The following is a 25,277-nucleotide window of genomic DNA, read 5'->3' on the forward strand; positions in this document are numbered from 1 at the left end:
CATTGCTGCCTGAATGGTGCCCCTGGCCCGACTCGAACGGGCACGCCTTTCGACAAACGATTTTGAGTCGTTCGCGTCTACCATTCCGCCACAGGGGCACTGAGCCGGTCAGGCGGCACGCTTAGCCGCGCCGCCGCCGGCTCTCAAGTCTAATTCTCAGGCCTTGAGGGCAGTTGTCACCAGCTTGTGCAGGCGCGAGTGCAATGCGTCGTTGCCGGCCAGCACTTCGGTGTCGCAGATCGCCTGCGAGCGGCCCTTCCAATCCGAGACGAAGCCGCCGGCCTCGCGCACCAGAAGGCAGCCCGCCGCCGTGTCCCAGGGCTTGAGATCGGCTTCCCAGAAGCCCTCGTAGCGGCCCGAGGCGACCCAGGCGAGGTCGAGCGACGCCGCGCCGAAACGGCGGATACCGGCGACCTGCGGGGCGAGTGCATGGTAGATCTTGGTCCACTGGCCCGCGTCGCCGTGGCCGGCGAAGGGAATGCCCGTGGCGATCACGCTCTCGTCGAGGTGGCGGCGCGAGGAAACGCGCAGGCGGCGGTCCTGCAGCCAGGCGCCGCGAGCCTTCTCGGCCCAGTAGCTCTCGTCGGTGACGGGATTGTAGATGAGGCCCGCGGTCACTTCGCCCCAGCCTTTGCCGTCGAGGCGCGGTTCCTGCACCGCGATCGAGATCGCGAAATGCGGGATGCCGTGGAGGAAGTTGGTGGTGCCGTCGAGCGGGTCGACGATGAAGCGCGGCTTGGTCGGGTCGCCCTCGATCTCGCCGGCTTCCTCGAACAGGTAGCCCCATTCCGGCCGCGCGGCGCGCAGCTCGTCCCAGATCGTGCGCTCGGAAGCCTGGTCGGCCTTCGAGACGAAGTCCGACGGGCCCTTGCGGCTGACCTGCAAGTGCTCGATTTCGCCGAAGTCGCGACGCAGGCGGCTGCCGGCCTTGCGGGCGGCCTTCTCGATGACGCGGATGAGACCGGAAATGGCGGCCATGACTGTACTTTGCTCCTGTGTCCGGCGCCGTGTGGCGCCGGCCTTTGATTATCGGCCGCCGGTGGGGCTCTTCGCCGGCTGGGTGGGATCACCCTTGTAGCCGCAGACGGCGGCGAGCACGGCGAAGACCTCGGCGGGCTTGTCGCGATGCACCTTGTCGGCGTTCTCGGCGAAGACCTTGTCCATGCCTTCACTGATCTTTCCGAGCGGATTTTCGTAGAGGCAGCCCACCAGGGTGGACTTGGCCTCTTCCTTGACTTCGTCGGACTGCAGCGCGCTGATGAGCACCTTGAGGTAGAGCACCGCATGCTCGGACTGCGCCGCCTGGGCCTTCGCCGGAGCGGCCGCAGGTGCCTTGGCCGCCGCCTTCTTGGCGGGCGCGGCGAGCGCGGGGGTGCCGCCCAGAACGAGACCGGCGGCGGCGAGGGTGAGAGCCAGCCTGCGCATCAGTCGGCCTTCTTCACGTAGGACTTCTCGTAGACGTCGACGATGATTCGGGTGCCGCTGGCGATGTGCGGCGGCACCATCACGCGCACGCCGTTGTCGAGCATGGCGGGCTTGAAGCTGGACGAGGCGGTCTGGCCCTTCACCACGGCGTCGGCCTCGACGATGGTGGCCTCGACCTGCTCGGGCAGTTGCACCGAGATCGGGCGTTCTTCCCACATTTCGAGGAGGACCTGCATACCGTCCTGAAGGAACGCGGCAGCGTCGCCCAGGAGGTCGGCGGGCAGGTTGATCTGCTCGTAGGTCTCGATGTCCATGAACACCAGGTCTTCGCCCTCGGCGTAGAGGAACTGGAAGTCCTTGGTGTCGAGGCGCACGCGCTCGACGGTGTCGGCGCTGCGGAAACGCACGTTGGTCTTGCGCCCATCGATCAGGTTCTTCATCTCGACCTGCATGAAGGCACCGCCCTTGCCGGGCTGGGTGTGCTGCGTCTTCGCAACCTTCCAGATGCCCTTTTCGTACTCAAGGATATTGCCGGGACGGATGTCGACGCCGCTGATCTTCATGGTGCTTTGCCTTCAATGCGAAAGAGCTAGAGGGTGGGGCGAACGCCGATCGAGCCGCAACGCGACCCTGTGGCAACCCTTGGAAAGCCTGCGCCCTTAGACGAGGCAGCGAAGCATGGCAATTGCTTCGCGCCGATGCTAGCCAATCGCCATGACGCGCGCTCCCAGCAGACCTCCCCTCGCCCTCCTCGCCGCAACCCTCGCCTTCGTCGGCACCGGCTGCGCCGCCGACGCGCCCCCGCCGCCACCCGTGTCGGGAGGGCCGATCACGACTCTGCCGCTGGGCACCTACACCTGCGAAATGCCGGGTGACGCCGGCGGCGCGCCTGGCAAGCCGGTGGCCGACCACGAATTCCGCATCGTCAATTCTTCCAGCTACAAGGTCGGCGCGGTGCGCGGCAGCTACCTGTTCGTGGGCGACCGGGTGACGATGACCGGCGGCACGCTCAAGGGCCTCAAGCTCCACCGCATCTCCAGCACGTTCCTGCGCCAGGTGAAGGAAGACGGCAGCGACGGCGAAATGCGCTGCGTGCTCACTTCGCACCGTTGAGCCCGGTGCGGGCGGTGACCGGCCCTCGCGGGGCCTGGCCGCCGCTTTGCCAAAGCCCCTCCCGTTAGCGCGACTGCGCCATCTCGAAGGCGCTCTCCCTTGATCGCTCCCGCGGTTTGCCCTGCGAGCCGGGCCTGACATAGCTCGGCGGTAAACGAAGACCGGGAGCAGGCCATGGATTTCCAGCTTGACGGCAAAGTCGCCGTCGTCACCGGCGCTACCGCCAACATCGGGCGCGCCGTCGCGCTGGACCTGGCGGCGGAGCGCGCGATCCTCGTCCTCGTCGGCCGCGATGCCCAGGCCGGCGCGCGGCTGGTGGCGGACTGCAAGGCGCGCGGCGCGCCGGCGGCCGTGTTTGTCGCGGCGGACCTGCTCGATCCCGCCTCGCCCGCCAGGGTGCTGGAGGGGGCCGAAGCGCTGGGCCCGGTGGAGGTGCTGGTCAACAACGTGGGCGGCAACGTCGACCAGGGGCTGTTCGTCGATTCCGACCCCGCCAGATGGATGGCCGATATCGACCTCAACTTCGGCACCGTGCTGCGCATGACCCATGCGGTCCTGCCCGGTATGATCGAGCGCAAGGCCGGCGCCATCGTCAACGTCGGCTCGACTGCGGCGATCGTGGGCGACTACATGCTGCCGGTCTATTCCGCCGCCAAGGGCGCGGTGCACAGCTTCACCGTGGTGCTCGCCAAGGAAGTCGGCCGGCACGGTATCCGCGTCAACGCCATCGCCCCTTACGCGACGATCCCCACCGATCCGGCGAGCCTGAGCGCCGGCAGCCGCTTCAATCCCGAGACCGGGCTGTTCTCCAAGGGGGCGGCCAGCGTCAGCGAGGAGGACCGCGCCTTGCGCCAGCGTCGCACCTTCGTGGGCAGACCCTTCGCCGCGCCCGAGGAAATGGCGGCGATGGTCGCCTTCCTCGCTTCGGGCCGCGCCAGCTTCATCACCGGCCAAGTCTATCCGGTGGATGGCGGCGCGCTGCTCTGATTCGGCGAAAAACCGAGGAAAAAGGGGAGAGAGACGAATGGCCATCGACGAAGCCGCATTCCAGGCCCTGGTCGACAAGGACGCGATCCGCGAACTCGTGCTGCTCTATTCGCGCGCCATCGACCGCCAGGACACCGCCCTGCTGCGCGATCTGTACACGCCCGATGCCACCGACACCCACGGCGACAGCTTCGACGGCCCGGCCGACGCCTACTGCGCCTTCATCGAGAGCGCATTCCCCCACATGCCTTACTCCGGGCACCACGTCTGCAACCACCTGGTCGCGGTCGACGGCGACGACGCGAGCGGCGAAGTCTACGCGCTTGCGTTCCACCTCATCCCCACGCGGGACGGCGGCCGCGAGGAGGACTTCATGGCCGTGCGCTACATCGACAACTACCGCCGCTGCGCCGACGGCCGCTGGCGCTTTGCCAAACGCGTGGTGACCTACGACTTCAGGCTGCGCCGCCCCTTCGACGGCGGCGGGCTGCGTGGCCTTGGCGAACGCGACCCCAGCTATGCGGTCTGCACGGACCGGCTTTTCGCCCGCGGCGCCCGGACATGACTCCCAGCCCAGGTCTTTCCCGCGAGCACCAAGCAGCCTTTTCCCTGCTGGTTCATTGCTAGCCGCGACGGACCAGGCGGACGCAATCGTGCGCGCCTGCTTCCGCCGGGAGGAAATGCGTGCCAGCAAGCGGGGCCAGGACAGTCAGGGTCGGCATTCTCAACGACATGGCCGACTTTTCGGACCTCGACGAGGATAGCGACGTCACCGGCTGGATCGAACGCGAGATCGGCGTCCTGCGCGAGGCCGGTCGCCTGACCGCCCCGGTCGAGTTCGTCCATGCCTATGGCCTGGGCCTGCCCTCCGGCACGGCGGAGGCGGTCGAACAGGCCTATCGCCAGTTGGCCGATGCCGGGGCCATGCTGATCGTGGGGCCGGGCATCGGCGACAATGCGCTGGTGGCGACCCCGCTCGCCGAACAGTTGCGCATTCCCACCATCAACCTGGCCGGCGCCGAGCGCGCCCGTGGCCGCTACATGTTCCACCACCAAGTCGGCAGCCACGAGGACGAATCGCTCGTCATGGCGCGACACATGGCGGGCTTGGGCTGCCGTCGCCTCGCGGTCGCCTACGACATCTCGCCGATCGGCACCCGCCACCTCAAATACCTGGAGGACGAGGCCCAGCGGCTAGGCGTCGGGATCGTCGCCAGGCATGGCCTCTCGCCGATGGCCGAGGAAGCCGGCGAAGCGGTCGACGCGCTTGTGGAGGAGGCGCCCGACGGGATCGTCTACCTCGGCCTCGGCGTTTCCGCCCCTGCCCTCGCGCGGGGATTGTCGCAGACCCGATGGGACGGCCCCAACATCATGAACAGCGCCGGCCAGCGGGGCTATCGCGGCGATTTCGCGCGCACCTGCGACGGCTGGTTCTATATCGACATGCACTCGGACACCAATGCCACCCTGCAAGCGCAGATGGCACTGCTCGAAGCGCCGCGCCAGCGGGCGCTCGCCGTCGCCCGGGGCCACGACATCGGCCGCCTCGTCGCCGAGGGCCTGGCCCGGGCCACCGACCTGTCGCGCGAAGGCCTGCGCATCGGACTGGAGCAGGTGAAGTGGCTCGCCGCCGCCGAGGGCCACGAAGGAACCCTACTCGGCTTCGGCATCCACGATCGCGGCGCCTTGCACGGCCGCTATCTCGTCGTGCGCCAGTGGCTGGACGGCGAGACGCGGGAAGTCGCATGACCACCGCACCCGCCGTCCGCCCTACATCGAGGGCGCGTACCCGCCATTGAGCGGATAGGTCTGCCCGGTGATCCACTCCGCCGCGCCGGAGCACAGGAAGGTCACCAGCCCGGCGACGTCGGCAGACTTGCCGTAGCGGCGGATCGTATAGCGCGCCAGTTGCGCCTTGGCGTGATCGCTCGCCATGACCTCGGCGAGCTTCTCCTCGGGCATGTCGGGCATCAGCGAGGACAGCGACACCGCGTTGCTGGTGACGTTGTAGCGCCCCAGTTCCTTGGCGAGCGACCGCACGAACCCCTGGGCGCCCGCCTTGGCCGAGGCGTAGACCGCCAGCTTGGGCTCTCCGACCCGGCCTGAATCCGAGACGATGGTCACAATCCGCCCCTGCTCCGCCGCCACCATGTTGGGAATGAAGGCGAAGCAGGCGTTGTAGACACCGTAGAGATTGGTGCGCAGGTAGCGGTCCCAGGCCGAGGGGTCCTCCTCCCAGAAGTTGAGCGTGGGTCGCAGCGAGCCGCCCGGCCCCGCCATGCCGGCATTGTTGACCAGGATCGTCGCCGCGCCGAGCTTTTCGGTGATCGCGGCGTTGGCGGCGCGGATCGCATCGAGGTCGCCCACGTCGAACGGCACCGCGAGCGCTGGCACCCCCATGGCGCGGATTTCCGCCGCCACCGCTTCGGCCCGCTCGGGCACGAAATCGTTGACGGCGATGCCGCCCGCATTGTGCCGCGCCAGTTCAAGCGCGATGCCTCGGCCGGCGTTCTGCCCCGCGCCGGTGACGACGGCGACCTGGCCGGCAAGGTCGAGAAGATCGTGTGTACCCATTTCATCCGCTCCCATTGTCGTTGCACACCACATAGATAGCATATACTATCTATGTGGTGTCGAGTTTCACGGAGGCCGCATCCCCTGCCCGTCCACCGGCGCCGCAGGGCACCGAAGCTGCGACCCTACGAATTGCCGGGTCCCGATCCATCCCCCGCCGGCCGATATCGCGCCGACGCTGGGGAGGCGGCCACGAGAGGAGAGAACGATGCTCGACGGATTCGACCTTGCCGGACGGGTTGCCGTGGTGACCGGGGGCGGCACCGGAATCGGCCGGGCGATCGCCTCGCTGCTGGCGCGGCGCGGGGCTGATCTCGTCATCGCCGCGCGGCGGATCGAGGGACTCGAGGAGACCGCCGTGCAAATCCGTGGCGAGACCGGCCGCCAGGTTGAATGCCTGCCCACCGACGTTACCGACGCGCAAGCCGCGCAAGCCTTGATCCAAGGCGCGGTCGAACGGTTGGGGCGCATCGACATCCTGGTCAACAATGCCGGCAAGTCGAGCTTTTCCGCCATCTCGAAGATGGCGCCCGAGACTTGGGACAAGGACATCCGCCTGAACCTCAACGCGGCCTTCTATTGCTCCCTTGCGGCGTTCCCGTATCTCGAGGCGAGCGGGAACGGGGCGGTGGTGAACATCTCGTCGCAGGCCGGCCTCACCGGGACACCGGGCTGCGGTGCCTATTCGGCGGCCAAGGCAGGGCTACAGATGTTCACCCGGGTGACGGCGACCGAATGGGGCAGCGCGGGCGTGCGCGTCAACTGCGTCGCGCCAGGCATGGTGGCTACCGAACTGGCGCAGAAGGGCTGGGCGAAGACCGGCTTCGATGCGGCCCGGGCCGCGACCACCGCCTTCGCCCTGCGCCGTGCCGGCAGACCCGAGGAGATCGCGCAGGCCGTCGTCTTCCTCGCCAGCGACGCCGCGAGCTACATCACCGGGGAGACCCTGGCGGTGAACGGCGGGACGGGACAAAAAGGCTTGATCGACACGGATTGAACGCGCCTGCCGTTCGCTGGAGGCGCGAAGATCACCCCAGCTTCGCCTCCATCGCCGCGATCTCGGAGCGCAGCCACATCGTCTCGGACAGATTGCGGCCGCCGCTGGCCGCCAGCAGCGCCTCGTGCGCGGCCTTGCGGACTTTCAGCACGTCCACGTTGGCGGCGTCGGCATTGAGGGCGATGTCCGTCAGGTGCACGGCCTCCAGCAACGCGCCGCCGTCCAGTTTCGCCTGCGCCCGCTGTGCCAACTTCGCCGCGCCGCCGGCCAGTTCGACGAGGTCGGCATCGACGCTAGAACGCGGCACGCCGTAGAGCGCACTCGTACCGTCCTCGTAATGCAGCCATCCCGAATACTCGCGCCAGATCGACTTGACCGCCCAGCTTCCCTTGCCGTGGAATTCGCCGATCTCCAGCCCTTCCGGCCAGGCGAATTCGCGCATCAAGGTATGGACATCGCGCCCTGCATTCATGCCATCGAGCGTATAGTCGCGGACATGGCTGACGGCGGCGTGGAGCTTGTCGAGGTCGGCGCGGATCCGCGCAGCGCCGCGAATCGCCTCGCCATGCCCGGTGACGACGATCTCGGCGCCGAGGTTGCGGATGGCCTCCAGCGACTTGAGATAGTTGCGCACCAGCCGCGGCTTGTCGCCGCGCAAGGTGTTGAGGAAAGGCATCGACAGCCACACCGGCCCGAAGACGTTTCCGGTGAAAGCGATCTTCTCCTGCGGCATCCAAACCGTCAGCGCGTCCACCGTCTCACCTTCGGGAGTGGAGATCAGCTCGAAAGTCCGGCCGCCAAGCTCGATCGTCAGGCGACGGTCGACGAGGATATCGAGTTCGACGTGCGGCGCCGCCTTGGGCGCCGAGCCACGCTTGAGCGTCGAGCCCCAGAGCTTGCCGCTCCGCGGCCCGAAGAACGGCTGCAGGCGGGTCATGTCGGCCAGCGCCTCGTTGAAGCCGGGACCGCCGACGACCTGGGTGCCCTCCTCCAGGAACTCTGGCAACCCGCCGTAGTGATCGGCATGGCTCTGGGTCAGGATCACGAAGGCCAGCGGGCCGGTGCGGTGCGGCGCCAGCAGTCGCCTGGTGCGCTCCGCATTGTCCATGAAGCCGGTGTTGACCATCACGTCGCCCTGCGACGTGGTGACGAGATAGGCGTTGGAGATGTCGTTCGCCTGGAAGATGAAGTCGGTGACGGCAATGGCCTCGGCCTGCTCGTCGCCCGAGCGAACCAGGCCGGCGAGCTTGGGGCCGGCCCCGGCGGGCGCGTCTTTCACGTCGCTCATGGTCACGCGTCCTCGAACTTTATCATGACCTTGGCCGACTGCGGGGTCGCTGCGATCTCCAAGCCGTGGAGGACGTCGTCGAAAGGCAGCGTATGGCTTATCATCGCAGCGATCCTGTCCTTGAGGCGCGGCATCGCGGCGATCACCTCGGGCATCTCGGTGGGATAGCCGACCGCCGTGGTGATCGTCATCTCGCTGGTGAGCATGCGGCCGGCGGGAAACTCCAGAGGCTTCATGTAGGCGGCCGTAATCACCAGCCGCGCGTGGAACTTGGCCATCATGATGACCTGGCTGAGGATGTGCGGCGCGCCCGCCGCGTCGATGTAGGCATCGGTGCCGACGCCTACGCGGCCATAGCTGGGCACTTCCCCGTGGAGGCGGGCGAGTTCCGCGCGCAAGTCCACCTTGCTGGGATCGAACGCGGCCTGGACGCCGATGGCGCGGGCGCGTTCCAGCCGCTCCTCCGACAGGTCCAACGCCACCACCTCGGTGATGCCCCGGTCATTGAGCCACAAGAGCATGCCAAGGCCGATCGGGCCGCAACCGAACACCACGACCTTGTCGCCCGGCTTCACCTCGGCCCGGTTGACGCCGTGCATGGCGACCGCCAGCGGCTCGCACATGGCGGCGACGTCGTAGTCGACGCCTTCGGGGATCGGCAGGATCGACGTGCCGAGCTGCGCCTCACGGACCAGCAGTTCCTCGGTGAAGGCACCCTCGGGGCCGCCGGAGCCGATGTTGCTGGGGGTCATCATCGGATTCACGATCACTGCGTCGCCCACGGCGATGCCGCTGACCTCGGCGCCCACCTGGAGCACTTCGCCGGCGCCTTCGTGGCCCAGGGCCGTCTGTCCGCCGGGCTCGGCCGGCATGCCGCCGACCTTGATGTAGCTCAGGTCGCTGCCGCAGATGCCGACCGACTTCATCCGCACGACCACGTCCTTCGGGCCGGCCTCGGGGCGTTCGTATGCATCGAGGCGGACGTCGCCGACACCGTGGATGTTCAACCGCTTCATCGCTTCTCTCCTGATGCTTTATTCTCTCGTCATCCCCGCGAAAGCAGGGGCCCATCGTCCGAGGCTTCTTTTCCAGCCACCATCAGATAGGTTCCCGCCTACGCGGGGATGACGAAGGAAGGGCGCCTACGGGCGCACCATGTATCCGCCGTCGATGGTGATCGTCTCGCCGGTCATGAAGCTGCTGGCGTCGGAGCACAGGTACGCGCCGATACCCTCGAAGTCGGCCGGGAAGCCGGTGCGCTGCATCGGGATGGTCGGTGCGAAGTGCTGTGCGACGGCGTCGGCCCGCGCGCCCTCGCCCATCATCGGCGTCATGATGAGGCCGGGCGCGACCACGTTGGCTCGAATGCCCAACGGCGCCAGCTCGATGGCCAGGCACCGCACGGCAGCGGCGATGCCCGCCTTGGACGCGGCGTATTCCATCTTGCCGGGAATGCCCTGGAACAGCGAGAGCGAGCCGCAGGCGACGAGACTGCCGCCACTTTCGTCACCAGCCTCGACCCGGGCCTTCATCAACCGCGCTCCTTCGCGCAAGGTGAAGAAAGCGCCGTGGAGCGCGGTCTTCTGGAATTCGTGCCAGTGCTCGGTCGGCATGTCGAAAACCGAATTGTAGCGCGGTGAAGCTCCCGAGTTCGCGAAGACGCAGTCGAGCCGGCCGAAGTCGGCCATGACCTGTTCGTAGCCCTCGACGATGTTCGCCTCCTCGGAGACGTCGACCTGATAGGCGATCACCTTGCCGGCGCCGGCCGCTTCGAGTTCGGCCTTGGCCTTCGCACTCTTCTCGGCATTGCGAGCCCAGATGGCGACGTCGCCGCCCATCTTGGCTACCCCCATCGCGAAGCCGAAGCCGATGCCCCCGTTGCCGCCGGTGACCACCGTCACTTTGCCCGTGCAGTCGAAAAGGCCCTTAGCCATGTGTCTTCCCTCGATCCCGATCCATACGCCTTAGCGGCGCTTTCGTGGGCGCGATGTTCCTCGCCACGGGCTTGCCGGGCAAGCGTGCGGGCCGTAGAATTCAGGACCTAAGATGGCGTCCGGGACATATTGCAGCCGCCCGCCACGGGAGAGACGCAAATGGCCTCAAGCGCGGCCCCACGCCCGACGGCAAGCCTCGACGCCCAGCTCGCCACAAGCGGCGTCCTCGCCCAGATCGTGCGCTACGACATTCCCGAGCCGACCGATGGCCGCCATTCGGTGGGCGAAGGCTACCACGTCAACATGTGCCTCACCCCGCGCCCCCTGCAATCGCGCGGAGGCTATCGGCGCCGCTGGGGGCCGCATCGGCTGGAACGGCTGGGCGACATCTTCGTGCTGCCGCCGGGCGAGGAGCTGTTCGTCAAGGGCGGCAGCGGACGGCAGGCCTCGCTAATCTGCACCATCGATGCGCGCATGGTCCACGACCTCGTCGGCCGCGAACTGACCTGGGACAACTCGCACCTCGCCGCCGCGCTCGACATCGGCTCCGCGCAGATGCGCGCGCTTCTGTTCCGCATCACGGCCGAAGTGCGCCATCCCGGCCTCGCCGCCCAGCGGATGCTTGGATTTCTCGGCGGCGAGCTGGCGATCGAGCTGGGCCGCCACTGCCTCGAAGTCGCCGAAAGGCCCATCACCGGGGGGCTCGCCGGATGGCGCCTGCGGCTGATCGACGAGCGCCTAGCCGACGATCTCGCCGCGCCTTCGCTGGAAGAGCTGGCGGCGCTGTGTGCGCTGTCGGTGCGCCAGTTGACGCGGGGCTTCAGGGTGAGCCGGGCCTGTTCGATCGGCGACTACGTCGAACAGCGCCGCATGGAAGCGGCCAAGCGCCTGTTGATGGAGGGCGAGAGCGTGAAGACGATCGCCTTCTCGATGGGCTTCGCCTCGCCCTCCAGCTTCACGTTCGCGTTCCGGCGGGCGGTAGGGGCCAGCCCCAGCACGTTCCGCCAGCGACAGGGCCGAGTGCTGGCATGACCCCGTCATCCCCGATCGAGTCCGGCATGGCGAGGGTGTGGGCTCGGCCGGTCTTGACCCGAAGTCGACATAACGGCCCGATGTGACGGCCCACGCGCATTGCCAACCCCTGCCCCGCGCGGATTATTGCGGCCCATGAACGGTCGCCGAGCGGCCCGATGGGAAGAGGATCACTATAATGGCCAGCTCCGCCACCACCACTGGCACCGACCGGCTCGTCGCCGACGCCCTCATCGAACAGGCGATCAGGGAAACCGGCATCGACACCTTCGACAGCGACACCTACCGCGAAGGCCTCGACGTCTTCACCGCCTCGTTCAACGACGGCATTGCCCGGGGCTGGATGAGCGAAGGCGGCATCGCCCGCGCCCGCAGCGACACGCTCCACTACCTGCGCGGTCGCCTCAAGGTGTCGCAGTACTTGCGCGACAACCCGCAAGTGCTGGACCGCCCGGTGACGCGCCCCGTGTTCGTGATGGGTGTGCCGCGGACCGGCACCACGCTGATGTCGAACCTCCTCGCCGCCGACCCGGCCCGCCGCTCGCCGCTGACCTGGGAGATCGACGATCCCGTGCCCCCGGTCGCCTCGAACGCGCTGCTCACGACCGACCCGCGCGCAGTGACCCGTCTGGCCCAGGAGAAGGCCGCGCTCGAAGCCAACCCCGGCATGGGCAAGTACTACCGCGGTTCCGCAGTCTATCCCAACGAATGCGTGTTCTTCATGGCGCACGATTTCAAGACGCTGATGATCGAGTCCAAGGGCAAGGTGCCGGCCTACAAGGACTTCATCTTCTCGTGCGACATGACCAGCGCCTACGAGTATCACAAGAAGTTCCTGCAGATTCTTCAGCAGCACACGACCGGCGTATGGAACGTCAAGAAGCCTAGCCACTCGCTGTGGCTGGAGACGATCTTCAAGGTCTATCCCGATGCCCGCGTGATCTGGACCCACCGCGATCCGTTCACCGCCACCGGGTCGCTGTGCTCGGTGATCTCGCTCAGCCACATGGCGCACATGGGCCGGATCGACGCCGAATGGCTCAAGGAGGACTATCCCTGGCAGGCGGCCGAGCACGCCAACCGGATCATGGACTTCCGCGACCGGTTCGGCGAAGACAAGATCATCGACGTCCACTACGCCGACATCGTCGCGGACCCGGTGGGCGCAACGAAGAAAGTCTACGCCCAGCTCGGCGACGAATGGACCGCCGAGGCCGAGGCCGGCGTCCAGAAGTGGGTCGACGACAACCCTCAGGACAAGTTCGGCCGCCACGAGTACAAGCTGGCCCAGTACGGGCTGAGCAAGGCGGAACTGGAGCCGCTCTTCGAACGCTACCTGTCGCGCTACGACGTCGCGCGGGAGGGGTAAAGGCGATCATCGTCATCCCGGATCAGGTCCGGGACGACGAACGGGAGATAAACATGCTCGAGGGCATCCACTACCAGAACGCCTACATGTGCGACGATATCGAGGCCGGCATCGACCTGTTCCGGGGGCGCGGCCTCGAACGGGAGCCGGTCATCATCCCGGTCGACCAGACGGTGCTGACGCCCGATGGCCCCAGGCGCCAGAAAGGTCGCATCTGCTTCATCTGGATCGGCGCGTTGCAGTACGAGCTGATCGAGAACGAGATCGACGAAGTCGGCATCTATGCCAACTGCCTGTCGAACGGCGGCCCCTTGCGCTTCCACCACGTCTGCTTCCGCGTGCCGGACTGGACGGACTTCCGCGCCCGCGTCGATGCGCAGGAGTTCCCGGTCGCCATGGAGCGCGATCTTGCGGGCGAGCCTGAGGACGGGCTGAAGTTCCTGTACCTCGATGCCCGCAAGGTATTCGGGCATTACATCGAGTACACCTGGATGCCCGAGCCGGTGTGGCAGCACATCCGGGCGATGTGATTTCACGGCCAAAAGAAGAGGCAAAAGATCGTCTCGCGCGCGAAGCCGAAGGCGCAAACATGTAGCACCTGCGGCGAAGCGAAAAAGCGCTTCACGCCATCACGTCAGCCACCACGTCCTTGTAGAGCGTCGTGCGCTGCCGCAGCCGCCGTCCGACGCCCTGGGCCGCCGCGCGCATGTCGGCCACGTCGGCCAACTGCCCGTGGGAGGCCCCTGCCGCGCGGCTGATGCTTTCGTCCATCAGCACGCCGCCGAGGTCGTTGGCGCCAGCCGCGAGGACCGCTGCCGCGCCGTCCATGCCCAGCTTGCACCAGGATACCTGGATCGAGCCGATCGCCCCGTGCAGCGCCAGTCGCGCCACGGCATGCATCATCACCGCCTCGCGCCATGTCGGGCCCCTGCGGCTGAGGCCCTTGCGGTAGAACGGCGCTTCCATATGGACCAGCGGCAGCGGTACGAACTCCGTGATCCCGCCGGTGTCGAGTTGCAGGCGGCGCAGTTCCAGCAGATGCCGCGCCCAGTGCTGCGGGCTTTCCAGGTGGCCGAACATGATGGTCGAAGTGGTCGGCAGGCCAACCCGGTGCGCCGTACCGACGACGTCGAGCCACTCGCCGGTGGTCAGCTTGTCCGGGCATATCTGCGCGCGGATGTCGTCGCATAGTATTTCCGCGGCCGTACCGGGCAGTGAGCCCAGTCCGGCATCGCGCAGCATCGCAAGGTAATCCGACACCGGCATCCCCATCGTCCGCGCGCCTTGGCTGACTTCGAGCGGCGAGAAGGCATGGACGTGCAACGAAGGGCACGCATCCTTCACCGCGCGCAGGATCGCGAGGTAGGTGTCGCCGGTATAGCTGGGATGGATGCCGCCTTGCAGGCACACCTCGGTAGCGCCGCGCTCGACCGCCTCGCGCGCACGCCCGGAGATCTCGGCAAGGTCGAGGTTGTAGGGTTTGTCGCGCAGGCCTGCCTTGCTGCTGGTCTTGCTGAAGGCGCAGAACGAGCAGGCGTGGGTGCAGATGTTCGTGTAGTTGATGTTGCGGTTGACGACGTAAGTCACGTCGTTGCCGCTGACTTGCGCGCGCAGCGCGTCGGCGGCTTCCACGACCGCCTGCGCCGCTGCCCCTCGCGTCGCGAACAGCGCGGCGATCTCGTCCTCGCCCAGCCCCCCACCGCCTGCGGCACGATCGAGGATGCGGTGGATGCGGCTGGCCACGGGCCCTTGGTACCGGCGGCCCAGCGGTGCGTGGACGCTGCCGGGCGTCGCCTGCGCCATGCCGGGGCTCCACGAGCTGTCCCGGCCGAGTCCCTCCGAATCGGCAAGGCGCAGCACCGCCGGTCGGATCGCCGGGTCGAGCCAGCCGCTCTCCTCGACGAAGCGCGAATAGACGGTCAGTCGCTCGACCAGCGGCATCCCGGCCTTCGCACAGATCGCTTCGAGGCGGGCGATCTCGGGCCAGGCGGCCTCGGGATTGACGTGGTCCTGCGTCACCGGGGAAATGCCGCCCCAGTCGTCGATCCCCGCCTCGATCAGTTCGGCCAGGCGCTCGTCGTTGAGGTTGGGCGGGGCCTGCACCGAGACTTCGGGCGGCAGCACGATCCGCGCGGCTGCGATGGTGCGCAGGAAATCCGCCCCGCTCGCCTCGATGGCGCCTGACATTTTCGTACCCGGCTTGGGGCAGAAGTTCTGGACGATGATTTCCTGCAGGTGGCCATGGCCCCCGTGCAGGTCGCGCAGGGCGACGAGCGCCTCGATGCGCTCGCGCGCCGTTTCGCCGATGCCGATCAGCACACCGCTGGTGGTCGCGACCTTGGCGCGCCCCGCCGCTGCCAGCGAGGCCAGGCGCACCGCCGGCACCTTGTCGGGCGAGCCATGGTGGCACATGCCCTTGTCCATCAACCCGTCGGACGTGCTCTCCAGCATCAGCCCCACGGAGGCCGCGACCGGGCGCAGCATGCGCCAGTCCTCCTCGTCCAGCACGCCCGCGTTGACGTGCGGCAGCAGGCCGGTTTCCTCCAGCACACGTCCGGCGCAGTGGCGTACATAGTCGATGGTGCGCGCAAAGCCGCGCTCGGCCAGCCATTCTCGCGCCGCCGCGTAACGCCGCTCGGGCGCATCGCCGAGCGTGAACAGCGCTTCCTTGCACCCCGCCGCCGCTCCGGCGCGGGCGATTGCCAGCACTTCATCCTCGGAGAGATAGGGCGATTCCAGCCGGGAGGGCGTGGTGGCGAAGGTGCAGTAGTGGCACACGTCCGCGCACAGGCGCGTCAGCGGGATGAAGACCTTGGGCGAATAGGTCATCCGCGCCGGTGTCAGCGGCCCGTGGCGGGTATCGCGGCAGGCGCGCGCCTCGGCCATGAGATCGTCGAGCGGCGTGGTCAGGAGTCGGGTTATCAGTGCTTCGTCGTCGCGAGCCATGTTCATCCTGTTTCGATACGGGCTGCGGTCAGTGCTACGCGCGCAAGCCGCTCCCGATCCTCGGCGTCGCACATGACTGTTGGCGTAACGGTGACGCAAAGCCCGCGGCCTCGCAAGTCCCCCCCATCATCCGCATCGCCCGCGTCGATCACCAGGTGATCGAGAAGATCGCCGTAGTGATCGGCGATCGAGGCATTGCTTACCGGCTTGCCCAGTTCCCCTAGCAGCTTGGCGAGTGGCCCCTTGAGCGAGGTTCCCCCCACCAGCGGCGACACCGCGACGAGCGGCACCCGCCGTGCCATTATCGCCGCGCGCACTCCGTCCACGCTGAGGATCGGATCGACGCTGAGGTACGGATTCGAGGGACATACGACGATCGCACCGAGGTCCTCGCGCGCCAGTGCAGCGGCGAAGGCGGGCGACGGCGCGGCGCCAGGCGCACCCTCGAAACGCACCCCCGTGGCGACCGGGCGGCACTGCTCGGCGACAAAGTAGCGCTGGAAGTCCAGCCACCCCTCCGCCGTGCCGACCTGGGTGCGCAAGGGAGCGTCGCTCATGGGAACTATCGCGTGCGCGATACCGAGATTGCGCGTCAGCCGGGCAGTCACCTGCGACAGCGTCTCACCCTTCCGCAGCCGCCACGAGCGGGCGATGTGCATCCCCATGTCGCGGTCGCCGAGGTTGAACCAGTCCGCCTCGCCGAGGCCGCGCAACATCGCCATGGCCTGCCAGGTCTCGTCCTTCACACCCCAGCCGCGCACGGTATCGTTGAGGCCGGCGAGCGCGTAAGTGACGGAATCGATGTCCGGGCAGATCGTCAGGCCGAGATGCTCGAAATCGTCGCCGGTGTTGACGACGATCGTCAGGTCTTCCGGCGCGAGCACCGCCGCCAGCCCCGCCGCCAGCTTGGCCCCGCCAACCCCGCCGGACAGCGCCAGAACGTGCTTCTTCGTCATCGGAACATGTCCTGTTCTATCGGCCGCAACCCGCTGGCCGCGCCGGGTCCGTCTGCGTCACCGGTCCAGCGCGCGCCGCCGCGCACCAGGGCGACGGGGGTGCCCTCGTCGCCCTCGCCCATCGCCAGTGCCGCCATCGCCGCGACCGAGTCCGCTATCGCGATCACGGTCGCCTGCAAGGTACGCCCGTAAAGGTCGACCGCCCGGCCGCGCCGATCCTCCAGCACGGTCAGCCCCGCGCAGCCGATCGCCGTGCCGACGGTGCCGATGCGCCAGGCACGGCCCATGGAATCGGCGATGACGACGGCGACACGCGCGCCGCTCTCCTCCTTCAGCGCGGCACGGATCGCACGCGCCGAAGCGTCGGGATCGACCGGCCAGAGCAGCACGATGCCGGCATTCGCCCCCTCGACGTTGCTGGCGTCGATCCCGGCATTGGCAAGGACGTGCCCCGTCCTGTGCCGGGCGATGATCGCGGCGGGGTGCGGGCGCATGATCTCCGCGCTTTCGTCGAGGATAGCCTGCGCCATCGCCGGGTCCCGGCCGGTGCACGCGGCGAGATCCGCGGCCGCCGCCCCGGGCTCGATCTGGCCCAGGTCCACGGTGCGCCCCTCGCTCTTGGAGACGATCTTCTGCGCGATCACGCAGATATCGCCGTCGCGTAAGGCGTCCCCGGCGGCGGCAAGCGCGGTGCAAATCGCTTGCGCAATCGACATGCCCGGCGCGAACATGGGCAATCCGGGCAGCGGGCGCACGGTAAGTTCTGGAATTGTGGTCATCGATCCTCCCGGCCCGCACCATACGTCCACCGCCGTCGCCGACAATCGCAAGCGCCAAAAATTCATGGGAGAGACTAAGCATCATGGCCAACATCGCAGTCATCGGCGGTACGGGAGCGCTGGGCAAGGGGATCGCCCGCAGGCTCGTGGCGGCCGGGCATCAGGTCACGATCGGTTCGCGCTCGGCCGAAAAGGCACAGACGACGGCGCAGGAACTGGGCGCCGCCGGTTACGCCGCCAATGCCGATGCGGCCGAGGGCAAGGACGTGGTGATCGTCGCCGTGCCCCATGCCTCGCAGGGCGACACGCTCGGGGAGATCAGGGGACGCGTCGGCGAGGCGGTGGTGGTCGACACCACCGTGCCGCTGGTTCCTCCCAAGGTGATGCGCGTCCAGCTTCCTGCCGAGGGCAGCGCCGCGCTGCAGGCGCGCGAGCACCTCGGCCCCGACGTGCGGCTGGTGACGGCGTTCCACAACGTGTCGGCACACCACCTCGATTCCGATCATGCGATCGACTGCGACGTGCTGGTGTTCTCGGACGATATCGAGGCCCGCAAGGTCGTGGTCGACTTGTGCCCGGGCATGGGGATTCGCGGGCTGTCGGGGGGCGCGCTCGCCAATTCGGCGGCGGCCGAGGCGCTGACCTCGATCCTCATCTACATGAACAAGACCTACAAGGGCGACGGCGCCGGTATCCGCTTCACCAACCTGGCGGAGGCTCCGGCGATCCCGTGACGCCAGCTCCGGCCACCTGGGCCCTCATCCCGATCAAGGGGCGGGGGGCGGGCAAGACCCGCCTCGCCGGCGTGCTGTCCGCAGGCGAGCGCGACTGGCTGGTCGAGGCGATGCTGGCCCATGTCGTCGCGGAAATGGAGAGGACGGTCGCCCGCACGCTCGCCGTGGGGCCCGCGCGCGCGGGCGTCGTCGCGAACCTCGAACGGATCGAGGATGCCGGCGGCGGGCTCAACGCCGCGCTGGCCCATGCGCTTGCCGAAGTGGCTGGACGGAAGGATGCCCCTGCCCGCCTGATCGTCATCCCCGCCGACCTTCCCTGCCTCGCCGCAGCCGACGTGGTGCGGCTGGCGCACGTCCCGCCCGGCTGCATCGGCATCGCGCCCGACCGGCACGGGTGCGGCACCAATGCCCTGTCGCTGCCCTTGCCCGAAGCCGCGGGCTTCCGCTTCCGCTTCGGCCTCGACAGCGCCGCGAGGCACTCCGACGAGGTGGCGATCCTCGGCTTGAACGCGGTGACGATCACCGCGCCGGGGCTGGAGAAAGACATAGACGAGCCCGGCGATCTCGCTGATGCTGCACACATGTTCAGCCTCACGACCTGAGGCGGACGGATGCCGAGCACGGCACCACACGGCGGAGAGGGACAGTGCAGGCTAGCGACATCGACCTGACCGGACAGGTGGCCTTCGTGACCGGCGGCGGCGGCGGCATAGGCCGCGCCATCGCGCTGGGCATGGCCGACATGGGCGCCGACGTCGCCATCATCGAGGCGGTGCCCGAGCGCTGCGAGCAAGTCGCGCGGATGGTCGAGGAACGCGGCCGCCGGCCCCTGTGCATCCCCGGCAACGTCATGGACGTGGCGGTACTGCAGGATGCCGTGGCGAAGGCCGCCGACACCTTCGGCAGGCTCGACGTGCTGGTGAACAATGCAGGCGGCGTAACCCGGCGCGGTTTCCTCGACCTTGCCGAGAAGAACTGGCGGCGGCACATCGACCTCAATCTCGTCAGCAACCTCGCCGCCACGCAGGCCGTGGTCCCGGTGATGATCGCCGGCAAGCGTGGCGGCGCGATCGTCAACGTCACCAGCATCGAGGCGAGCCGCGCGGCCCCCGGCTATGCCGTTTATGCCGCATGCAAGGCGGGCATAAACAACCTGACGCGCACCCTTGCCCTCGAATTCGCCGAGCACGGCATCCGCGTCAACACGATCGCACCCGACTATACGGTGACCCCCGGTACGCGAGGCCAGTTCACCGGCCCGGTCGACGAAAGCGTCTGGCATCGACCCAGCGCCGCGCAAGTCGAAGGCATCCGCAAGCGCATCCCCGCCGGCCGGGCCGGGATCGACGAGGAATGCGGACGCGTCGCGGTGTTCCTCGCCTCGCCGATGGCCAGCTACGTGACGGGCACGATCATCCCCGTCGACGGCGGCTCGTGGGCTTCGGGCGGCTGGGTGCGCGATCGCGATGACCGGTGGGTGCTGCCGCCGGAAGTCTCGGAATAGGGCATGGCGCGCTTGTCCTTCCGACCACGACCCATCCCCACAAAACTCGTCATCCTGAACGTGTTTCAGGACCCACTCCCCAGCGCGAGCCGACGGCTGGTGCCACGGCACCGCGCGGGCTTCCTACGGCCGCAGCCCGGGGCGCTCGCAGAACGATGGACCCTGAACCAAGTTCAGCGTGACGGGGAAGCGATACCGAGCCCTGCACGCCCCCGACCGATAGACCACGACAACCGAACGGACACGCGATGACCTTCACCCTCAGCACCAGCCTGCCTTTCGACCACATCGACAAGCCGCAGGAGTGGGGCACCATGGAGGCGCTGCATCAGGTCGCCAAGGCGGTCGAGGCGGCAGGGTTCCATGCCGGCACCGTCACCGACCATCCGGTGCCCTCCTCGCGCTGGCTCGACAATGGCGGGCACTATGCGCAGGACCCGTTCGTGATGCTCTCGATGCTGGGTGCGGCGACGACCACCCTGCGGCTTCAGACCAACATCCTCGTCCTGCCCTATCGCAACCCGTTCATCACCGCGCGCGCCGTCTCCAGCCTCGACCACTTCACCGGCGGGCGCGTGATCCTGGGCCTGGGCGCGGGCTACATGAAGGCGGAATACAAGGCGCTCGGCGTCGATTTCGACAGTCGCAACGACATCATGGACGAATACATGAAGGCCATGAAGCTGGCCTGGACGGGCGAGGACTTCGCGTTCGAGGGCAATGGCTACACCGCACTCGGCAACCGCGTGCTGCCTACCCCCCTGCAGACCCCGCACCCGCCGCTGCTGGTGGGCGGCAACTCCAAGCGCGCCTTGCGCCGGGCAGTAGAACTGGGCGACGCCTGGCACCCCTTCTTCGTCCCCAAGGCGATCACCGACACGGCCCGCACCGCCAACCTCGAGGGCGACGACGACATCCTCGCCGCCATCGCCTACATGGCCGAGCATTGCGTCAAGGTGGGCCGCGAGGTTCCGCCCAAGGTCATCGCCTCATCCACCTACTCGGTGAAGGCGGGCTGGAACGCACAGGAGGCGCTGGACCACTTCGCCAACCTCAAGTCGCTCGGCGTCGACGGCTCGGGGGCGACGATCTACACGCAGACCCGCGCCGAATACCTCGAGCAGGCGCAGAAGTTCGGCGAGGACGTGATCGCCAGAATCGACTTCTGATGCCGGCAAGCGCCGACCGCCTCGCGATCGAGTTCATCAGCGTGCTCGGCCTGCCGCCGGTCGAGTTCGTGCGCCTTGCGCAGGAGCTGGGCATCGGGCGCATCGGCCTTTCGCCCCGACCGATCACTGCCAACCCGCACGCCTATCCCGACTGGGACCTGCTGGCCGATCCGGCCCTGCGGCGCGAGACGCTGGCGGCCATGGCCGATACCGGGGTGCAGGTCTCGCTTGGCGAAGGCTTCCTCCTTCGCGACGGGCTGGATACCGGAACGTTGGCGCCCTTGCTCGACCTGTTCGCGCAACTGGGCGCCCCGGTCGTCAATGCGGTGAACATGGCGAGTTCGCCCGAACCCTTCGGCCGCTTCGCCGAGATGGCGCGCGAATGCGGGATGCTGGCGACGGTCGAGTTCCTGCCGCTGATGCCGCCGGCCTCGTTCGCACAGGCCCTAGATTTCGTGGACGCCTGCGGATCGGATGCGGCGCGCGTGCTCGTCGATGCGATGCATTTCTTTCGCGGCGGCAGCACGGTCGACGAACTGGCCGCCGCCGATCCATACCGCATCGGCTACGTCCAGGTCTGCGACGTGCCGATGCCTGCGCGAACGCCTGATTACGGGCAGGAAGCGCGGGAGGATCGGCTCGGCCCGGGCGAAGGCGACCTGCCTCTGGCCAGGTTGCTCGCGGCAACCCCGCCCGGCTGCACCATCGGTATCGAAGTGCCGCAAGCGGGCAAGGCCGCCGCCGGCATCGGTCCTGTCCAGCGCCTGTCACCGATCATCGCGGCTACCCGCGCTCTGCTGGACGAGGCCGCCTGAATTGCCGCCAAGGCGATCGACGGTCGCTCAGAACTCCGCTTTGATCGCCGCGTTGAAGGCGCGCACGGCCGCTTCCTCGTCACCGTTCCATACTGCGCCCGACACCGCGAGGAAGTCCGCCCCGGCGCGCACCAGCGGCGCGCAGTTGTCCGGCGTGATGCCACCGATGGCGACGCAGGGAATCTCGAAGATCCCCTGCCACCATTCGAGCAGGTCGAGCCCGGCGACATGCTTGGTTTCCTTGGTGGTCGTCGGGAAGAACGCCCCGAAAGCGACGTAGTCCGCACCCGCTTCGCCGGCTTCCATGGCGAAGTGGCGGCTGTCGTGGCAGGTCACACCGATCTGCGCGTCGCGGCCCAGTGCATCGCGCGCTTCCTCGATCGAGCCGTCGTCCTGCCCGAGATGGACCCCGTCGGCGCCGAGGCGCTTGGCGAGACCGATCGAATCATTGACGATGAAGGCGACTTCGCGATCCGAACAGACGCGCAGCAGCGGCTCGGCCAGGCGTGCGGCCTCGTGCTGGTCGATGTCCTTGACGCGGAACTGGAACGCGGCGATCGGCCCGGCATCGAGCGCACGGGCGAGCCGGTCGGGAAAGGCCCCGCCGACGTCGAGTGGCGAGATCAGGTAGAGCTGCGTGGGTTCGCGGGGGATTTCATCAGTCATGCTGCGCGCTGTAGCCGCGCAGGGCGCGTCCGCCAAGCATTCTGGCGCCAAGCATTCTGGCCCCTAGCGTTCCGGAACCATTCAGGCGCGAACGTGTTGCTTCGTGCGCCATGAGGACCCCAATCGCACTTGCCGTAACGGCGGCTTTCGCGCTGACCGGCTGCACCATCATCCCGGCTGCAGACGCCGCGCGGACCCAGCCGGCCTATTCCCCGCAATATGCGCCCCCAGCCGAACCTGCGCCTGGCCCCGCCCCGGCGCCTGTCTACGCGCCCGCGGCGCCGTACACGCCGCCGCCGCAGATGCCTCCACCGCGCAGCCGACCCGAGCCGGCTGCCTCGCTCACCTATGCCGCGCTTGGCCAGACCGTGACGGTTGACGGCCCGCGCCTGACCCCGCTCGAAGTGCTCGAGGACAGCCGCTGCCCGATGAACGCCCGCTGCGTCTGGGCCGGCCAGTTGCGCCTGCGGGTTCGGATCGAGAGCGGCACCGGCGGGACAGTCGAACTCACGTCGGGCAAGCCGATCACCGTTGCGGACGGCACGCTGGAACTGGTCGAAGTCCGGCCCGACAAGGTCGCCGGCGGAAACAATCACGGCTCGGTGAAGGCGGCGGACTACCGTTTCGGCTTCCGGTTCATGGGCGGGTATTGAAGCCCCGTCGTTCCCGGCCTTTTCGTCAAGGCAGGCCGGGACGACGGCATGGCCAAGTGACGGATCGCGCCCTCCACCACCGACAGGAAAAAGGCGGCGCCCGCAGGGGCACCGCCTTCGCATTGCAAATCAGCAGGAAGATCAGGCCGCGGCCGTCGCTTCCACCTTCTGGGTCGAACCCAGATAGATCGCGTCGATCGCCTCGCCCAGCGACGCGTCGAACTCCTCGTCGCTCATCTGCGAGCGCAGGTCCGAGAGCAGCGCGCGGCTGAAGCTGGCGATGATGCCCTTGTTCTTCGACAGCTCGACGCAAGCCTCGGGACGTGCGTAGCCGCCCGACAGCGCGACGACGCGCAGGACCTTGGGATGATCGACCAGCGCGTCGAACGTGCCCGGCACCACCGGCAGCGAGAGCTTGAGCATGACCTGCTTGCCCTCGGGCAGCTCGTCGAGATTCTTGAGGATCTCGGCGAGCAGGATCGTGTCGCACTCGGCGCGGGTCGCGCTCTTGATGTTCACCTCGGGCTCGATGATCGGCATCATCTCGTGCGAGAGAACCTGCAGGCCGATCTCGAACTGCTGCTTGACCACGGCGGCGATGCCGGCCTGATTGGCCGAGTTGATGACCGAGCGCTCCTTGGTGCCGAACACGCCGAGCGCCTTGGACCGCGCCAGCAGCGTGTCGAGCGTCGGGTTCGGTTTCATGAGCTGGACGCCGTCGGCCTCGTCCTCAAGACCCTTGTCGATCTTGATGAAGGGCACCACGCCCTTGGCGAGCAGCGCCTGGGGGGTCGGCACGCCATTGACGAGGCCGTCCATGGTGCGCTCGAACAGGATGGCCCCCAGGACCTTTTCACCCGTGAATACAGGTGACGAAATGATCCGCGCGCGCATTTCGTGGATCAGGCCGAACATCTCCTCCTCGCTCGACCATGCGCCATCCTCGATCCCGTAACCCGCGAGGGCCTTGGGGGTGGAACCGCCACTCTGGTCGAGCGCGGCGATAAATCCGTCACCTTCGGCCACCTTGGCGGTCATGTCTGAATACTGCATGGTTTCTCCTCCTGAGTTGTTCAGCACTTGAATTGGAACCTACGCTGCGACCCCTTATTTCGCAACTGCGGCATGGCTTAGTTCGTCGCGGCGCTCTCCTTCAGCGGCAGGGCGCGCAAGGCCCTTTCGCGCAACATGGCACCGATCTTCGCCCGCATCGGGACGTCGACCCAGCGCACGGCAGCCCACCCCAGCGCGACGCAACACGCGAGGTAGACTATTCCCATCAGTACGGGATCGTAGCCGAGGTCGTCCTTGAAGTAGCGTAGGGGCTCCATCAGGGCCCAGTGCACGGCATAGACTGCGTAGGAAATCTCACCCAGGAACCAGGCGGCCGGTGCCAGCACGCGCGACGGCTCGCAGCGGGCACCAAGCCACACCAGCAGAGGCGAAACGACGATGCTGCAAACGAGATCGTAGTAAGCGTCGGGCACCGAGGCCAGGTTCGCCATCAACATCGCGGCGATGGCCAGAAGACATGCGATACCCAGCCACCCGGCGCGGCGCACGGTCGGCAGCGGCAGGCGCGCCAGCAGCACGCCGGCGGTGAACGACATGGTCGTGCGGACCATCGAGATGCCGACCTGGTGCCACACCGCACCGAGATTGCCGCCATCGTTCGCCAGTACCGCAAGCGAGAACCACCACGCCGCCGCCATGGTCAGCGCCAACAGGGCGATCCGGGGCAGCCGGAACAGCACCAGCAGCAGCCCCAGGTTGGCCACCAGCTCGAAGAACAGCGACCACGCCGGCACGTTGAGCGGGAACAGCGTGTTGGTCACCGGCGAGGGCAGCATCAACAGGTTGAACGGCAGCGCACGCGCCATCATCCCGTAGCTGTAGACGTCGCCCTGCCCGGTGAAGTGGTTCGAGATCGCCGAGAGCGTGGTTACGACGATGCCCACCAGGAACAATGGATAGAGCCGGATCACCCGCTGCTTCATGAATGCCCAGGTCGTCAGTCCCGCCTGCCAGCGCGGCAGGTAGGTCTTGCACAGCACGAACCCGGACAGCGCGAAGAAGAAATCGACCGCAACGTAGCCGTGAGGCGCCTGCGAGATGTTGTAGTGGAACAACGCCACCGCCAGCGCGGCGATACCGCGCATTCCGTCGAGGGTGACGTGGCGCCCGTGCCAGGGCGGGGTGGATGAATCACGTTGGGTCATGCGCGGCGCATTTTTCTCTTGTCGTCCCGGATCTGGTCCGGGATCGTGGGCAGTCCTTGAAGCAATAGCCATCGGCCAGGCACTCGGCGCAAGGAAACGCCCGAAGACCGCCACGGT

At 67.7% G+C, this 25,277-nt stretch carries 27 protein-coding genes and 1 tRNA gene; 14 read left to right on the plus strand and 14 right to left on the minus strand.

The features are described 5' to 3' along the window. Positions 1-14: 14 nt before the first annotated feature. The 4 genes from ACFFDA_RS15295 to efp form a co-directional block, all read right to left on the minus strand. A tRNA-Leu gene (locus tag ACFFDA_RS15295) sits at positions 15-98 on the minus strand. A gap of 58 nt (positions 99-156) precedes the next feature. Continuing rightward, positions 157-978, minus strand: coding sequence for an inositol monophosphatase family protein (locus ACFFDA_RS15300; protein WP_404481457.1), 822 nt, complete (start codon positions 976-978; stop codon positions 157-159). A gap of 48 nt (positions 979-1,026) precedes the next feature. After that, positions 1,027-1,425 (minus strand): hypothetical protein, encoded by a 399-nt coding sequence (locus ACFFDA_RS15305; protein ID WP_404481458.1) that lies wholly within the window; start codon positions 1,423-1,425, stop codon positions 1,027-1,029. Further along, entirely contained in the window at positions 1,425-1,988 is a 564-nt protein-coding gene (gene efp / locus ACFFDA_RS15310) for an elongation factor P (RefSeq protein ID WP_404481459.1), read from the minus strand. The genes ACFFDA_RS15305 and efp overlap by 1 nt, the downstream gene beginning before the upstream one ends. Positions 1,989-2,139: 151 nt before the next feature. Between efp and ACFFDA_RS15315 the strand changes: the two genes are divergently transcribed. The 4 genes from ACFFDA_RS15315 to ACFFDA_RS15330 all read left to right on the plus strand — a co-directional run bounded on the left by ACFFDA_RS15315 (position 2,140) and on the right by ACFFDA_RS15330 (position 5,274). Continuing rightward, a complete protein-coding gene (locus ACFFDA_RS15315) occupies positions 2,140-2,538 on the plus strand; it encodes a hypothetical protein (RefSeq protein ID WP_404481460.1) in 399 nt (132 codons plus the stop codon). A 174-nt stretch (positions 2,539-2,712) separates the two neighbouring features. Continuing rightward, complete coding sequence (locus ACFFDA_RS15320) at positions 2,713-3,525, plus strand: SDR family NAD(P)-dependent oxidoreductase (protein ID WP_404481461.1); 813 nt, start codon at positions 2,713-2,715, stop codon at positions 3,523-3,525. 37 nt (positions 3,526-3,562) lie between these two features. Then, a complete protein-coding gene (locus tag ACFFDA_RS15325; RefSeq protein WP_404481463.1) occupies positions 3,563-4,090 on the plus strand; it encodes a nuclear transport factor 2 family protein in 528 nt (175 codons plus the stop codon). A gap of 119 nt (positions 4,091-4,209) precedes the next feature. Further along, entirely contained in the window at positions 4,210-5,274 is a 1,065-nt protein-coding gene (locus tag ACFFDA_RS15330; protein ID WP_404481464.1) for an ABC transporter substrate-binding protein, read from the plus strand. A 21-nt stretch (positions 5,275-5,295) separates the two neighbouring features. Here ACFFDA_RS15330 and ACFFDA_RS15335 read toward each other — a convergent pair whose 3' ends face one another. After that, complete coding sequence (locus ACFFDA_RS15335) at positions 5,296-6,099, minus strand: SDR family NAD(P)-dependent oxidoreductase (RefSeq protein ID WP_404481465.1); 804 nt, start codon at positions 6,097-6,099, stop codon at positions 5,296-5,298. A gap of 208 nt (positions 6,100-6,307) precedes the next feature. Between ACFFDA_RS15335 and ACFFDA_RS15340 the strand changes: the two genes are divergently transcribed. After that, positions 6,308-7,096, plus strand: coding sequence for an SDR family NAD(P)-dependent oxidoreductase (locus ACFFDA_RS15340; RefSeq protein WP_404481466.1), 789 nt, complete (start codon positions 6,308-6,310; stop codon positions 7,094-7,096). Positions 7,097-7,127: 31 nt separating this feature from the next. On the opposite strand, the gene ACFFDA_RS15345 is transcribed toward ACFFDA_RS15340, so the two are convergent. The 3 genes from ACFFDA_RS15345 to ACFFDA_RS15355 all read right to left on the minus strand — a co-directional run bounded on the left by ACFFDA_RS15345 (position 7,128) and on the right by ACFFDA_RS15355 (position 10,318). Further along, complete coding sequence (locus tag ACFFDA_RS15345) at positions 7,128-8,384, minus strand: MBL fold metallo-hydrolase (RefSeq protein ID WP_404481468.1); 1,257 nt, start codon at positions 8,382-8,384, stop codon at positions 7,128-7,130. Positions 8,385-8,386: 2 nt separating this feature from the next. Beyond that, a complete protein-coding gene (locus tag ACFFDA_RS15350; protein WP_404481469.1) occupies positions 8,387-9,400 on the minus strand; it encodes a zinc-binding dehydrogenase in 1,014 nt (337 codons plus the stop codon). A gap of 126 nt (positions 9,401-9,526) precedes the next feature. Continuing rightward, positions 9,527-10,318, minus strand: a complete 792-nt coding sequence (locus tag ACFFDA_RS15355; RefSeq protein WP_404481470.1) for an SDR family NAD(P)-dependent oxidoreductase — start codon at positions 10,316-10,318, stop codon at positions 9,527-9,529. Between the two features lie 159 nt (positions 10,319-10,477). On the opposite strand from ACFFDA_RS15355, the gene ACFFDA_RS15360 reads away from it, so the two are divergent. The 3 genes from ACFFDA_RS15360 to ACFFDA_RS15370 all read left to right on the plus strand — a co-directional run bounded on the left by ACFFDA_RS15360 (position 10,478) and on the right by ACFFDA_RS15370 (position 13,249). Then, positions 10,478-11,350, plus strand: a complete 873-nt coding sequence (locus tag ACFFDA_RS15360; protein ID WP_404481472.1) for a helix-turn-helix transcriptional regulator — start codon at positions 10,478-10,480, stop codon at positions 11,348-11,350. A 178-nt stretch (positions 11,351-11,528) separates the two neighbouring features. Further along, complete coding sequence (locus tag ACFFDA_RS15365; protein WP_404481473.1) at positions 11,529-12,719, plus strand: sulfotransferase family protein; 1,191 nt, start codon at positions 11,529-11,531, stop codon at positions 12,717-12,719. Between the two features lie 53 nt (positions 12,720-12,772). Next, positions 12,773-13,249 carry a hypothetical protein gene (locus ACFFDA_RS15370; protein ID WP_404481474.1) on the plus strand — a complete coding sequence of 159 codons (477 nt, stop codon included), beginning with the start codon at positions 12,773-12,775 and terminating at the stop codon, positions 13,247-13,249. A 91-nt stretch (positions 13,250-13,340) separates the two neighbouring features. Here ACFFDA_RS15370 and cofH read toward each other — a convergent pair whose 3' ends face one another. From cofH to cofE, 3 genes are read right to left on the minus strand one after another with little or no spacing between them, the layout of a single operon-like run. After that, the gene (cofH, locus tag ACFFDA_RS15375; protein WP_404481475.1) at positions 13,341-15,665 is read right to left on the minus strand and encodes a 5-amino-6-(D-ribitylamino)uracil--L-tyrosine 4-hydroxyphenyl transferase CofH; all 2,325 of its coding nucleotides are present in this window, start codon (positions 15,663-15,665) and stop codon (positions 13,341-13,343) included. A 2-nt stretch (positions 15,666-15,667) separates the two neighbouring features. Further along, positions 15,668-16,621: a 2-phospho-L-lactate transferase gene (cofD, locus tag ACFFDA_RS15380; protein ID WP_404481477.1), complete on the minus strand. Its 954-nt coding sequence runs from the start codon at positions 16,619-16,621 to the stop codon at positions 15,668-15,670. Beyond that, the gene (gene cofE / locus ACFFDA_RS15385) at positions 16,618-17,400 is read right to left on the minus strand and encodes a coenzyme F420-0:L-glutamate ligase (protein WP_404481479.1); all 783 of its coding nucleotides are present in this window, start codon (positions 17,398-17,400) and stop codon (positions 16,618-16,620) included. Before cofE ends, cofD begins: the two co-directional genes overlap by 4 nt. Positions 17,401-17,483: 83 nt before the next feature. Between cofE and npdG the strand changes: the two genes are divergently transcribed. The 5 genes from npdG (at position 17,484) to ACFFDA_RS15410 (ending at position 21,622) form a co-directional block, all read left to right on the plus strand. Next, a complete protein-coding gene (gene npdG, locus ACFFDA_RS15390) occupies positions 17,484-18,134 on the plus strand; it encodes an NADPH-dependent F420 reductase (protein ID WP_404481481.1) in 651 nt (216 codons plus the stop codon). Further along, positions 18,131-18,736: a 2-phospho-L-lactate guanylyltransferase gene (gene cofC, locus ACFFDA_RS15395; RefSeq protein WP_404481483.1), complete on the plus strand. Its 606-nt coding sequence runs from the start codon at positions 18,131-18,133 to the stop codon at positions 18,734-18,736. The genes npdG and cofC overlap by 4 nt, the downstream gene beginning before the upstream one ends. A 44-nt stretch (positions 18,737-18,780) precedes the next feature. Next, positions 18,781-19,638 (plus strand): SDR family NAD(P)-dependent oxidoreductase, encoded by an 858-nt coding sequence (locus tag ACFFDA_RS15400; protein WP_404481485.1) that lies wholly within the window; start codon positions 18,781-18,783, stop codon positions 19,636-19,638. Between the two features lie 248 nt (positions 19,639-19,886). Beyond that, positions 19,887-20,807, plus strand: a complete 921-nt coding sequence (locus tag ACFFDA_RS15405) for a TIGR03619 family F420-dependent LLM class oxidoreductase (RefSeq protein WP_404481487.1) — start codon at positions 19,887-19,889, stop codon at positions 20,805-20,807. Further along, a complete protein-coding gene (locus ACFFDA_RS15410) occupies positions 20,807-21,622 on the plus strand; it encodes a sugar phosphate isomerase/epimerase family protein (protein ID WP_404481489.1) in 816 nt (271 codons plus the stop codon). The genes ACFFDA_RS15405 and ACFFDA_RS15410 overlap by 1 nt, the downstream gene beginning before the upstream one ends. Before the next feature lie 27 nt (positions 21,623-21,649). On the opposite strand, the gene thiE is transcribed toward ACFFDA_RS15410, so the two are convergent. Continuing rightward, positions 21,650-22,288 carry a thiamine phosphate synthase gene (thiE, locus tag ACFFDA_RS15415; RefSeq protein WP_404481490.1) on the minus strand — a complete coding sequence of 213 codons (639 nt, stop codon included), beginning with the start codon at positions 22,286-22,288 and terminating at the stop codon, positions 21,650-21,652. A 110-nt stretch (positions 22,289-22,398) separates the two neighbouring features. Here thiE and ACFFDA_RS15420 point away from each other — a divergent pair, with 110 nt between their 5' ends. Next, positions 22,399-22,941 carry a hypothetical protein gene (locus ACFFDA_RS15420; protein WP_404481492.1) on the plus strand — a complete coding sequence of 181 codons (543 nt, stop codon included), beginning with the start codon at positions 22,399-22,401 and terminating at the stop codon, positions 22,939-22,941. Between the two features lie 141 nt (positions 22,942-23,082). Here the strand turns inward: ACFFDA_RS15420 and ACFFDA_RS15425 are convergent, their stop codons facing one another. After that, positions 23,083-23,994 carry a fructose bisphosphate aldolase gene (locus ACFFDA_RS15425; RefSeq protein WP_404481494.1) on the minus strand — a complete coding sequence of 304 codons (912 nt, stop codon included), beginning with the start codon at positions 23,992-23,994 and terminating at the stop codon, positions 23,083-23,085. 77 nt (positions 23,995-24,071) lie between these two features. Continuing rightward, entirely contained in the window at positions 24,072-25,160 is a 1,089-nt protein-coding gene (locus tag ACFFDA_RS15430; RefSeq protein WP_404481496.1) for an acyltransferase family protein, read from the minus strand. Positions 25,161-25,277 lie beyond the last annotated feature (117 nt).

Origin of the sequence: Novosphingobium sp. BL-52-GroH (assembly GCF_044813085.1) — a bacterium.
Classification (GTDB): Bacteria; Pseudomonadota; Alphaproteobacteria; order Sphingomonadales; family Sphingomonadaceae; genus Novosphingobium.